Origin of the sequence: Halolactibacillus halophilus, from assembly GCF_900115605.1 — a bacterium.
GTDB classification, from domain to species: Bacteria; Bacillota; Bacilli; order Bacillales; family Amphibacillaceae; genus Halolactibacillus; species Halolactibacillus halophilus.
In genome coordinates this window covers 12607-25319 of record NZ_FOXC01000007.1, presented here as the reverse complement: position 1 = coordinate 25319, position 12713 = coordinate 12607, and the positions used below count along the sequence as shown (strand labels likewise).

Below are 12713 nucleotides of genomic sequence, written 5' to 3'. Positions count from 1 at the left end.
AAAAAAACTTAAAATTTCCAATCCGCTAATGATTGAATCGTATACGTTGGTTGCTTATCAATCGCTTGTAAATCCGCCAACTTTGTCACCCCAGTAAATACCAGGAGTGAATCAACCCCTGCATTAATACCAGCTAAAATATCCGTGTAATAATTATCCCCTATCATTAACGTTTCAGCCTTATCCGTGCCTAAGACCTCAAGTGCTTGTTCAACCATTATCGGCTCAGGTTTTCCAATGAATTTTGGTTCAACTTCTGTTGTAACAGATAACACGGAAATAACTGATCCTGCACCCGGTAAAAATCCGCGTTCACTTGGCAACTTAATGTCTCCATTAGTTGCGATAAACTTAGCACCATTTCGAATCGAAAGAGCACCAATCGATAACTTCTCATAAGTAATCTCGCGATCAAGACCCATGACGACATAATCGGGATCATCATCCGTTAACACGAGACCTTCTGCTTCTAAAGCCATGATTAAACCTTCTTCACCAATTGGATATACTTTCGCTCCTGGATGTTGCTCACTAACATACTTTGCAGTTGCCATACTTGTTGTTAATACTTGATTTTCAGTTGCCGCAATATCCATTGCTCGCAGCTTTTCCGCTACATCACGTGGATGTTTTGTGGAGTTATTGGTTAAGAATAGATACGGGATCTTCTTCTCGTTTAATACTTTCACAAACTCTACTGCTGCTGGTATTTTTTCCGTACCGTTATAAACCGTCCCATCAAGATCTATTAAGTAACCGCTATACATTGTCATAAATTTCTCCCCTTATAAAGAATAATTGTAAAATTATTTGTTATTTTCTGAATACATGATAAGATAGAACATAACCATCTTTAAAATTATAACTTTAAACAGAGAGAAATGTAAAATGGTTTATCTAAAGGCTTGAAAGTGGTATGTTAAATATAGAGAAGGACTACATACGACATTTAAACATTTATTCTATAAAAGAGAGGTAGTTAAAGCCAATGACACAAGACACACCAAGAGCTATTATTGTAATTTTTGGAGCAACTGGGGATTTAGCTAATCGTAAATTGTACCCTGCTTTGTACCGTTTATATCGTAATAAAAAATTATCCGATCATTTTGCGGTTGTAGGGGTAGCTAGAAGGCCATTAACGCAAGAAGATTTTAGAAACAATATTAAAGCATCAATTAAAGAGTATCAAGACGATTCCATCGATCATGATGATTTCGCCTCGCATTTCCATTATAATCCGTTTGATGCTCAACATTTATCAGAATATCAAAAACTCGATAACTTTATTACAGAACTTGATCACAAACATCAAGCAGGTGAAAATCGTTTATTTTATATGGCTATGGCACCAAACTTCTTTGGACCCATTGCCGCAAATTTAAAATCTCAAGGCCTTACCGACAACAAAGGGTGGTCACGCCTCGTAATTGAAAAACCATTTGGACACAACTATGAGACTGCACAAGCACTCAATGACCAAATCGGTCAAGCATTTGATGAAGACCAAATTTATCGTATTGACCACTACCTAGGTAAGCAAATGGTCCAAAACATTGAAATCGTCCGATTTGCAAACGCGATGTTTGAACCGCTTTGGAATAACCAGTATATTGCAAACGTCCAAATTACTTCAAGTGAAGTATTAGGAGTAGAAGAACGTGGACGCTATTATGATGAATCTGGAGCTCTGCGTGACATGATTCAAAATCACCTCCTACAGATGGTATCACTTGTTGCGATGGAACCACCCGCAAAAATTCATCCAGATGATATCCGTTATGAAAAAGTCAAAGTATTGCGTAGCCTTCGTCCATTAAGTGAACAGCACGTTGATGACTATTTCGTTCGAGGACAATATGATAAAGGAATCGTCAATGACCAAGAAGTCAATGCCTACCGCGAAAGTAATGGTGTTGAAGCTGACTCTAATACTGAAACATTTGTTGCGGGTAAATTTATGATTGATAACTTCCGCTGGGCTGGTGTACCTTTCTATGTCAGAACAGGGAAACGACTGAAAGAAAAATGCACAAAAATTGTGGTACAATTTAAAGACTTGCCACTGAACTTGTATAAGGATAATGAAGGAACCATCAATCCCAACCTCTTAGTCATTCATGTGGCGCCCGATGAAGGGATTACGATGCACTTAAATGCAAAGAAAACAGATTACGGTATGACAAGTAAACCGATTACGATGCATTATGATAAGAGTTCAGAAAATGTTGAAGTACCAGAAGCTTATGAGCTATTAATTAATGATTGCTTAAATGGCGATTCAACAAGTTTTGTTCACGCTGATGAAGTCGCTCTTTCTTGGAAATTCGTCGATACGATTACTGATCGCTGGGAAAAAACAAAAGCTGATTTCCCTAATTACGCCTCTGGCACGAATGGTCCAGACGTGTCCAAACAATTGTTAAATAAAGATGGTTTCCACTGGTGGGAAACATGTTCTCGCGATGGTGAGCAATCATAAGTTGTATGCCTTAAAACAAAAAGCAGACCAATGGCCTGCTTTTTGTTTTAGGTATTTACTAGCGTTAGTAATTTTAAACTTCCTTAATTACCAAATTATTAATCCAACACGAAAAGTCGCTGGTAGGTATTTAAACACCTGTCAGCGACTTTTTTATATTTTCAGCTTCACACGTCTTTAACAACGGTGAGTACTTTTATTTATCTAACCATTCCGTATGAAAGACTCCATCTTTATCAACGCGCTCATATGTGTGAGCACCGAAGTAATCACGTTGTGCTTGAATAAGGTTAGCTGGCAACGTTTCAGTACGGTAGCTATCATAATAAGCCAACGCTCCGGCGAAACCAGGTACTGGAATACCACGCTCCATGGCAATGGCTAACACTTTACGTAATGATGATTGATACTTCTCAACAATGTCTTTAAAATAATCATCTAACATAAGGTTCGCGAGTGCTTTGTCATGATCAAAGGCTTCTTTGATTTTTTGTAAGAACTGCGCACGAATAATACAACCCCCGCGCCAAATCATCGCAATTTCACCGTAATCCAAATTCCAATCATACTCTTCAGATGCTGTACGCATTTGGGCAAACCCTTGAGCATATGAGGTGATTTTACTCATATAAAGCGCTTGACGAATCGCCTCTATTAATTCTTCTTTATCCCCTTCATATGGGAGAGATTCTGCTGAAGGACCTGAAAGAATCTTACTTGCTTTCACTCGTTCATCTTTAAGTGCTGAAATAAACCGAGCAAAAACAGATTCTGTTATCACAGGAAGTGGTACCCCTAAATCTAGCGCACTTTGACTTGTCCATTTACCTGTTCCCTTTTGTCCTGCTTTGTCTAAGATGACATCAACCATTGGTTTTCCTGTTTCATCATCTTTTTTCGTAAAGATATCTGTCGTAATTTCAATTAAGTATGAATCCAATTCGCCTTGGTTCCAATCTTTGAAGACATCGTGTAATTCTTCTGCTGATAGTCCAAGAACATTTTTTAGAATGAAATAAGCTTCTGCGATCAGCTGCATATCACCATATTCAATGCCGTTATGCACCATTTTCACATAGTGCCCGGCGCCGTTTGGTCCGATATACGTTACACAAGAATCGCCTTCAACTTTAGCTGAAATTGCTTCTAAGATAGGTGCCACATGTTTGTATGCTTCTGCTTGACCACCTGGCATGATTGATGGGCCTTTAAGCGCGCCTTCTTCACCACCAGACACACCCGTACCGATAAAGTGAATACCTGATTCATCTAATTCTTTGTTACGACGAATCGTGTCTTGGAAGAATGTATTTCCACCATCGATAATAATATCACCTTTATCAAGTAACGGACGAAGTGTTTCAATTGTTTTATCTGTTGCTGGACCTGCTTTAACCATCAACATAATTTTACGTGGTTTCTCTAATGAGTCCACGAATGCTTCAATCGTTTCTGCTCCAAAGAAGTTTTTTCCTTTGGCTTCGTTTGCCATAAAATCTTCTGTTTTTTTGTACGTACGGTTAAAGACAGATACAGAGTATCCTCGGCTTTCTACGTTTAAAGCCAAATTTTTCCCCATTACCGCAAGACCAATGACACCAAATTGTTGTTTTGTCATGTTTTTAGCTCCTTTATCTAGTTGATTCTATCTCTATCATACGTGGATTTTGATATTTGCGCAAATTATCCACATGAAACCCCAACGTTACATATACTAAGTTATAACAGATTTAGGCCAGATGCAAATGAATTTTTTAAAAATTCATTTTTTTCTCATATCAACTTTCTCATAGCCTTATAATATTAAAAATGTCCTGACAACATTTTTTCAATCGCAAGCGCTGCCCCGTCCTCATCAAAACGCGTCGTCACAAAGTCAGCTTTTTCTTTCACTTCCGCTTGAGCATTACCCATAGCGACACCAAAACCAGCATGTTCAATCATTTTAATATCATTCATACTGTCACCCACGGCCATGACTTGACTAAAATCGAGCGCTCTTGCTTCTAGTAAGCACTCAATCGCCTGACGTTTATGGGTTCCACGGCTATTAATTTCAATGTTTGTCGGGCTTGAATTAGTTAATTCAAGCGTTTCAATCGCACTAAAATAACGCGTCGCTTCCTCACGTAATTGCTCATCTAAAATATCAAAACCAAACTTAATCCACTCATGTTCTAAATAATTATCAGGTAATTGGTGTCGAAACACCCCTTGGTCACTTACTAACCAGAAATGGCTATTTAAGCGGTCAAATTGTCTAATAATTTTTTCAACATCACCGTGTTGGATCGATTGTCTAAGCAATAACTCTCCGCGCGTTGTCCAGACCTCTCCCCCGTTTAATGTAATTAAATGATCGACCTCGAGTGTTTCGGCAATAGGTAAACTTGTCGTGCGGTGACGACCTGTCGCAATCACAACATCAACTTTCTGCTTTTTTGCTGCTTTGACCGCTTCAATTAACCGTGGTGTCACCACCTTACCACCGTGTTCTACCAGTGTTCCATCTAAGTCTAATGCTACTAATTTTATTTGTTTTGTCATAGCTCATCCCCCCTAACAATCGTTTTAATCATACCATTTTTTCATGATTGACACTAGTTTAGATATGTTCAACTTAAACTATCGATGTTAAAACTCTCTTTAATTTAATTCGTTCCATCTACTCGTGACTATTGACAGATTGTTGTTTTTATGAGATGATTAATGTTGGCTTAAAAAGTCAAGGTAAAAGAGGCATCATTTTAGATGATTTGGATACACATCATGACGGTATGATGAACGACACGATTATTGAATGGATTTTATCATGGTTGCAAATTGATAAACAATAATAACGTAATACTTATTCAACTGGATCGACTCAAGAGTCGTAAGAACATAATAGAGGTAGGGATTATGTGTTTAAGTTAGAAGCATTTAGAATGAACTACCGTGGCAGTTTGTAGTAAAACAAATATTTTTACCTTTAAAAGGGCGATGTCACAAGTGGCATCGCCCTTGTCCAATTTTTTTGACTAAAACAGTGGTTGACCTTTTCTGAAAAACTTGGTACGATGCTTAGTAATTAAATAAGTCGCAACGATCATTATGGGTGACACTATAGTGGGAGCAACTTCTGGAGAGACCGCTCTAATGACGGCACCGAAGGATTCACAATCTCAGGTAAAAGGACAGAAGACAAATGAAGCTAATAAGCTTCTTGTCTTTTGAGATTGGGGATTGACTCCAATCTTTTTTTATTCATAAAATATTTAATACGAGGTGAAAGACATGCAAAAACGCGCAGTAGTCACAGTAGTAGGAAAAGACCAAGTAGGAATTATTTCAAAAGTTACCACCGTATTAGCGAAACACAAGATGAATATTCACGATATTAGCCAAACCATCCTTCAAGACTATTTTACGATGATGATGATTGTCGAAATGAAAAACAAAGATTTATTAGAAGATTTACTCGAAGCATTTGAACAAGTTGAAGCAGAAATGAACTTAACAATTAGTGTGCAATTAGAAGACGTCTTCCAAGCAATGCACCGAATTTAAGGAGGGGAAAACATGGCCATTCATTATTCAGAAATTCAAGAAACAATCCGCATGGTTCAAATGGAAAGCTTAGATATTCGTACTGTTACAATGGGCATTAGTTTACGAAACTGCCAAGATAGTGATTTTGAAAAAGTAAAGGCAAATGTCTATGATAAAATTGTGAGTTATGCCGGACAATTAAAGCCTATAGCTGAACAAGTCGAAAAAGAATACGGGATTCCGATTGTGAATAAACGTATTTCGATTACACCTATCGCTGAAATCTTAGGTGACTTAAGTGTTGACCAAGCCGTAGAACTAGCAAAAGTACTTGATAAAGCAGCAGAAAAGACCGGTGTTGATTTTATCGGGGGCTACTCTGCCTTGGTACATAAAGGTATGACAAAAGCAGACCAAACACTTCTTGAAGCTATTCCACGCGCTTTAAGTGAAACAAATCGTGTCTGTAGCTCGGTATCAATTGGAACAACAAGAACCGGTATTAATATGGATGCTGTTGGTCAACTTGGTCATGTTATTAAAGAAACAGCCGAATTAACAAAAGACCAAGATAGTATTGGTTGCGCGAAGTTTGTTGCTTTTTGTAACCCCGTTGAAGACAATCCATTTATGGCTGGTGCCTTCCACGGTGCTGGTGAGGGAGAAGCTGTCTTGAGTGTTGGTGTTAGTGGACCTGGGGTTGTACTCAATGCACTTAAGCGCTATCCAGAAGCTGATTTAGGCGAAGTGGCTGACGTCATTAAAAAGACCGTGTTTAAAATCACACGTGCAGGTGAACTGCTTGGCCGTGTTGTCGCTGAACGTCTAAACGTGCCATTTGGAATTATGGATTTATCACTTGCACCAACGAATGCGATGAACGACAGTGTTGCTGAAATATTAGAAGAGATTGGCCTTGAAAGCGTGGGTACACACGGAACAATTGCTGCACTTGCCCTAATGAACGATGCTGTTAAAAAAGGTGGTGCAATGGCCAGTTCCTATGTTGGTGGTCTAAGCGGTGCCTTCATCCCAGTCAGTGAAGATAATGGTATGATTCGTGGTATTCAAGACGGCTCTCTCACATTAGATAAGTTAGAAGCCATGACTTGTGTATGTTCAGTCGGACTTGATATGATTGCGCTAAATGGCGATGCACCAGCTGAAACACTTTCAGCTATTATTGCTGATGAAGCTGCGATTGGTATGATCAATAAGAAAACCACTGCCGTCAGGGTCATTCCTGTTGTCGGTAAGAATGAAGGAGAGATGGTTGAATTTGGTGGCTTGCTTGGCCGTGCGCCAATCATTGGTGTAAAACCTTTCAGTTCTGAAAAGATGATTAAGCGTGGTGGACGTATTCCCGCCCCACTTCAGGCGCTAATTAACTAACCGTCTATTAAAAAATATTTTTCAACCTAGTTTAACAAGCCATAAGCTCACTTAATCAGAGATTCATACTTTGATTAAGTGGGCTTTTTATGCTATTTACAATGATTCCTATCTAATTTATAAGAATATTCATATTTTACTGTAACTTTTTAGGATGTTGCCTCGTCTTATTTATGTACCTATTTTTATTCGAGAGCGGGTAGTGACTTATGAAGCAATCATTTTTTTATATCTTAATTCTATCTTTAGGCATTTTAACACTTTGGCTCTTTATTTCACATAGACAGACCACCCCCGACCTTACGGGTTATGTGATTCGAACCACACCCAAGCGCTTATTAATCCAATCTGAAAATCCTAAAGATATGCGAGCATATGGTGGCAGGGAGCGCTATTATGAATTAATTTGGGTAAATATAGACGAAAAACGGTACGATGTTGGGGATTATGTTGATGTTTGGTATCACTCAATTAGCCAACACTATCCGCGAATAGCAACGACCAAAAAAATTACCCAATCAATGCGCGTTCCACAAAAAGATACGACTTTAACCAGAAAACAGATCATTCAGAAAGTCTATCAAGATACTCCTTCTCATCCTGCTGAACTATTCGTCATTGACCAGATCGAATATGATGAACAAGCAGCGGTATGGCATGTGGACTTATACGATGTTTTTTCTGAACGATATCAATCCTTTAGCCTTGATGACAGCATGTGAAAATAGTAAGTAGCAATTATAAATAGTTTGAAATTCAAGTGTTGAATTTTTCTATTAACGGTAGTTACACTAATTAAAGATAAAATGTTTCTTTATTCAATTGTTCACAATATTCACTGATTCACATAGGTTTATCGTTTTAGAGCGAGAAGACACCTTCCTCAAACATTCGTGAGAATGTTTGGTGGGGGCAGTTCAATTGGTCTGCTTCCTGTTGCTTATATTAACGACGCAACGGGTGGTTACAACACCGCCTTGTATATTTTTTCAGGCCTTGTTGGCATCACATTTGTTATTTCACTAGTGATGAAGCAAAATATTCGGTCATTTGAGAGGCAATCTATTCAAGCAAACTAAAACTACAAATCAAACCACACACACTTAAAAACCCTCGTTATTTGCTAAGCAAACAACGAGGGTTTTAGTTTAAAATTAATTGGTATCTCTACCTTTTAATAATCAATTAAATATTTAGATAGTTATGCTTAACTTAACTCAAACATACCTGCCGAAAGTTGATAATACTTTCCTTTTTGTTCAATTAATTGATCGTGGTTCCCACGCTCAATAATTTCCCCTTGTTCAAGAACCATGATCGCATCACTTGAACGAACCGTTGATAAACGGTGAGCGATAATAAAGGATGTTTTACCATCCATTAAGCGATCCATCCCTTTTTGAATTAGTGCTTCTGTTCGTGTATCAATCGATGAGGTAGCCTCATCTAAGATTAATACTGGCGTTTTTGCGACTGCCGCTCGCGCAATCGCAATCAATTGACGCTGGCCTTGTGATAGACTGTTACCATCTGATTTCAGTTCAGTTTGATAGCCATCTTGTAAATGTTGAATAAACGGATCAGCATTTGCTAATTTCGCTGCATCAATTACTTCTTCATCGGTTGCATCTAGGCGACCATAACGGATGTTTTCCATTACCGTACCAGTGAAGAGGTGGGTATCTTGCAGAACCATAGCGAGTGACCGGCGTAAGTCTGGCTTCTTAATGCGATTTATTTCAATGTCATCAACGGTAATCTTACCCCCTGGTACATCATAAAATCGGTTTATAAGGTTCGTAATCGTCGTTTTTCCAGCTCCTGTTGAACCAACGAAAGCAATTTTTTGCCCTGGTTTGGCATAAAGAGAAATACCATTTAGCACGGTTTTATCTTCCTCATATCCAAAGACCACATCATGAAAGACAACGCTACCTCTGACATGTGTAAGTTCACCTCGGTCTTTCCAAGCAAACTCACCTGTTCTTTCAGTTACTTCTGTCATCGTGCCGTCCGCAGTAATCGACACAGGCACCATCTCAACAGTACCTTCATCAAATTCCGGCTGTTCATCAATAACTTTAAACACACGCTCTGCTCCAGCAAGTCCGGTTAGAACGGCATTAATTTGTTGCGACACTTGCATGATTGGTTGTGAAAAAGTACGGGTAAATTGTAAAAATGCTACAACCGTACCTAGAGTGAGTAACTCTTCAATCGCAAGAAGTCCACCAACCATGGCTGTAATAGAGTAGAGAATATACGATAAGTTACCCATAATAGGCATAAGTATATTTGCAAAGGTATTGGCTGTTGTTGCACTCTGTCTCAAACCTTCGTTTAAGGCATCAAATTCGTCATGTACTTTCTCTTGTCGTGAGAAGACTTTAATAACTTTTTGCCCTTCAATCATTTCCTCAATGTAGCCATTAACTTGTCCAAGTTCTTGTTGTTGCTTGACGAAATAATTTGCACTGCGTCCACCAATTTCTTTTACCGCAAATAACATAACGCCTAACATAATCACGACGAGAATTGTTAATTGCCAGCTAAAGAAAATCATCATACTGAAGACACCAACAACGGTAATAAGTGAATTAATAACCCCAGTAACCGAGTTTGATAACACTTGTCTTAGTGTGTCAATATCATTTGTGAAGAGACTCATCGAGTCCCCGTGTGTATGAGTATCATAGTACTTCAACGGAAGTTTCTCGAGTTTTTGGAATAAGTCGACACGAATTTTATATAATGTCCGTGTGGAAATCCCAACCATTAAACGGTTGAAAATATATGTGGACGCTGCCCCAACAAGATAAATGACAGCGACTGTACCAATCACCATCATAAAGTCTTGCATCAGTTCTGCCGTTTGTTCTTCCATCAGCGGTGTTAAATAATTGTCAATAATCGTCTGTAAGAAAGAAATACCAATAACGTTACTAAGTGCACTCGTAATAATTGTCAGAAAGACAATCAAGAAAATCCATTTATCCTCTTTCATGTAACTAGCAATACGTTTTAATGTATCTTTAATATTCGTTGGTTTTCCCATACCTTTTGGTCCGCTACCTGGACCACCCATTGGTCTTGCTTTAGCCATCGATACTCACTCCCTTACTTTGAGATTCGTAGATTTCTTGATAAATCTCGTTTGATCGCATGAGGTTCTCATGGGTATCAAATCCTTTAATTTCACCGTCATCTAAGACGATAATTCGATCAGCATCGGAAATAGAACTCACACGTTGTGCAATAATTAGTGTGGTGACATCGTCAAATGAATCTTTAAATACCGTTCTTATTTTTGCATCTGTTGCTGTATCAACAGCACTTGTTGAATCATCTAAAATCATCACTTTTGGATTTTTTAATAATGCTCTTGCGATGGTTAAGCGCTGCTTTTGACCACCCGAAACATTTACTCCACCTTGACCAAGATCAGTATCATAACCGTTAGGGAAAGAAGTAATGAAGTCATGCGCTTGAGCGGCTTTTGCTGCCGCTTTTACTTCTTCATCTGTCGCGTGTTCATTTCCCCACTTTAAATTATCTTTAATTGTACCTGAGAATAAGACATTGTTTTGCAAGACCATCGCAACGTTATCACGTAACACATTTAAGCGATAATCTTTAACGTTGTGTCCACCTACAACAACCTCACCTGATAAGATGTCGTATAGGCGCGGGATCAACTGGACAAGTGTTGTTTTAGAAGACCCTGTCCCTCCGATAATACCAATCGTTTCACCTGACTTGATTGATAAATCAATCTGATTTAAAACAACATTCTCAGGGTCATTTGTATAACTAAATGACACGTTTTTAAACTCAATCGTTCCATCATTGAGTTGAAGATTTGGATCTGTACCTTCATCATCAAGAGTAGGTTTTTCCTCTAATCCCTCAATAATACGTGAGAAGGATGCGCGTGAAATAATCATCATAATAAAAATCATTGAAATCATCATGAGTGAAATAAGCACTTGCATGATGTACATTATAAAACTGGACATCTGTCCAATATTAAATGTGCCATCAATGACCATATTACCACCAAACCATAGAATGGCGACGACACTCGTATAAATCGTTAACTGCATAATCGGCATGTTCAAAATCACAAGCTTTTCCGCATTTAATTGCGCATCGCGCACTTGTTTAGCATTTTCTATGAACCGAGATTCTTCGTGGTCTTCTCTTACAAATGCCTTAACTACCCGAATATTTACGATAAAGTCCTGAACTTTTTCATTCAAGCCATCGTATTTTTCTAGCATGGCTAAGAAGCGTGGATGCGCATTCTTACCAATAAAGAAAAGGGTCAATGATAGGACTGGGATTGAAATTAAGAAAATCAACGATAACTGTGCGTTAATTGATACTGCCATAATCGTTGCACCAATAAGCATAATCGGTGCCCGTATGGCCATTCTAATAATCATCATAAAGGCATTTTGCGTGTTCGTGACATCTGTCGTCAAACGGGTAACCAAGGAAGCCGTAGTGAACTTATCAACATTCGCAAATGAATAGCCTTGTATTTTCTCAAATAAACCTGAGCGAATATTCTTTGCAAACCCCATGCCCGCTTCAGCAGCAAATTTCCCGCTGAGCGCACCAAAAATCAAGGCCACAATCGCCATTAAAATCATCAATAATCCCATACGAATCGTATAACTCATACCGCCTTCGCCTTGAATACCATAATCAACGATCCTCGCCATCAGTAGTGGAATCATAAGTTCTAATACAACTTCAAAAACAACCATGATTGGCGTTAAAATTGTTGCTTTTTTATACTCCCCTAAAAAAGGCACTAGTTTTTTAATCATTATTTTTCCTCCCATCAATCTTACAATGTCTGTGTACTGGTGCTAAATTACTTAATAACTTCCTCAACTGTTTAATCATAAAATCACGCTGATCAACATCAATGTTTTGAAGTAGTTTTTGATCAATTGTTTCTCTATACGCCTGGAAATCTTCTAATACTCGCATGCTTTGATCTGTTAAAGAAATCAATTTTTGACGTCCGTCGATTTCACTTTTCTTCCGATCGATAAAACCCTTTTCCTCTAATCGCTTAAGTAATCCTGTAACGGTTGGATTAGTTAGATGAAAATGTTCCTCAATATTTTTCTGGTTCACATCCTTTTGATGAAAATAAGCCCCACCTAAAAACAATAAAATATCTCCTTGCGAGGATGTAAGGTTGTGCTGTTCAAAATATTGATTTTTTTCACGCTCAAGTGCAAAATACACAAAACGTATGTAAAGAACTAAATCATTTGACAACGTTGATAAA

At 38.3% G+C, this 12713-nt stretch carries 12 protein-coding genes and 1 riboswitch; of the genes, 6 read left to right on the top strand and 6 right to left on the bottom strand.

Annotated elements, in window-relative coordinates; translation table 11 throughout:
* Positions 1-8: 8 nt before the first annotated feature.
* Positions 9-773, bottom strand: coding sequence for a TIGR01457 family HAD-type hydrolase (locus tag BM098_RS04050; RefSeq protein ID WP_089830682.1), 765 nt, complete (start codon positions 771-773; stop codon positions 9-11).
* 215 nt (positions 774-988) lie between these two features.
* Here BM098_RS04050 and zwf point away from each other — a divergent pair, with 215 nt between their 5' ends.
* Positions 989-2482, top strand: coding sequence for a glucose-6-phosphate dehydrogenase (gene zwf / locus BM098_RS04045; RefSeq protein ID WP_089830680.1), 1494 nt, complete (start codon positions 989-991; stop codon positions 2480-2482).
* A 196-nt stretch (positions 2483-2678) separates the two neighbouring features.
* On the opposite strand, the gene gndA is transcribed toward zwf, so the two are convergent.
* Both gndA and BM098_RS04035 read right to left on the bottom strand, forming a co-directional pair.
* On the bottom strand, positions 2679-4100 hold the full coding sequence (gene gndA / locus BM098_RS04040; RefSeq protein ID WP_089830678.1) for an NADP-dependent phosphogluconate dehydrogenase: 1422 nt from the start codon (positions 4098-4100) through the stop codon (positions 2679-2681).
* 185 nt (positions 4101-4285) lie between these two features.
* Positions 4286-5029 (bottom strand): Cof-type HAD-IIB family hydrolase, encoded by a 744-nt coding sequence (locus tag BM098_RS04035; protein WP_089830675.1) that lies wholly within the window; start codon positions 5027-5029, stop codon positions 4286-4288.
* 155 nt (positions 5030-5184) lie between these two features.
* Here BM098_RS04035 and BM098_RS13855 point away from each other — a divergent pair, with 155 nt between their 5' ends.
* The 5 genes from BM098_RS13855 (at position 5185) to BM098_RS04015 (ending at position 8484) form a co-directional block, all read left to right on the top strand.
* Positions 5185-5319 carry a hypothetical protein gene (locus BM098_RS13855; RefSeq protein WP_261766423.1) on the top strand — a complete coding sequence of 45 codons (135 nt, stop codon included), beginning with the start codon at positions 5185-5187 and terminating at the stop codon, positions 5317-5319.
* Positions 5320-5593: 274 nt separating this feature from the next.
* A riboswitch (glycine riboswitch) is annotated at positions 5594-5672 on the top strand.
* Between the two features lie 86 nt (positions 5673-5758).
* Positions 5759-6031 (top strand): ACT domain-containing protein, encoded by a 273-nt coding sequence (locus tag BM098_RS04030; RefSeq protein ID WP_089830674.1) that lies wholly within the window; start codon positions 5759-5761, stop codon positions 6029-6031.
* A gap of 12 nt (positions 6032-6043) precedes the next feature.
* On the top strand, positions 6044-7405 hold the full coding sequence (locus BM098_RS04025) for a PFL family protein (RefSeq protein ID WP_089830672.1): 1362 nt from the start codon (positions 6044-6046) through the stop codon (positions 7403-7405).
* Positions 7406-7614: 209 nt separating this feature from the next.
* The gene (locus tag BM098_RS04020) at positions 7615-8127 is read left to right on the top strand and encodes a DUF3221 domain-containing protein (protein WP_089830671.1); all 513 of its coding nucleotides are present in this window, start codon (positions 7615-7617) and stop codon (positions 8125-8127) included.
* A 171-nt stretch (positions 8128-8298) separates the two neighbouring features.
* On the top strand, positions 8299-8484 hold the full coding sequence (locus BM098_RS04015; protein WP_234987407.1) for a hypothetical protein: 186 nt from the start codon (positions 8299-8301) through the stop codon (positions 8482-8484).
* Positions 8485-8612: 128 nt separating this feature from the next.
* On the opposite strand, the gene BM098_RS04010 is transcribed toward BM098_RS04015, so the two are convergent.
* From BM098_RS04010 to BM098_RS04000, 3 genes are read right to left on the bottom strand one after another with little or no spacing between them, the layout of a single operon-like run.
* Positions 8613-10508 (bottom strand): ABC transporter ATP-binding protein, encoded by a 1896-nt coding sequence (locus BM098_RS04010; protein ID WP_089830667.1) that lies wholly within the window; start codon positions 10506-10508, stop codon positions 8613-8615.
* Entirely contained in the window at positions 10501-12240 is a 1740-nt protein-coding gene (locus tag BM098_RS04005) for an ABC transporter ATP-binding protein (protein ID WP_089830665.1), read from the bottom strand. Before BM098_RS04005 ends, BM098_RS04010 begins: the two co-directional genes overlap by 8 nt.
* Complete coding sequence (locus BM098_RS04000) at positions 12233-12703, bottom strand: MarR family winged helix-turn-helix transcriptional regulator (protein WP_089830663.1); 471 nt, start codon at positions 12701-12703, stop codon at positions 12233-12235. Before BM098_RS04000 ends, BM098_RS04005 begins: the two co-directional genes overlap by 8 nt.
* Positions 12704-12713 lie beyond the last annotated feature (10 nt).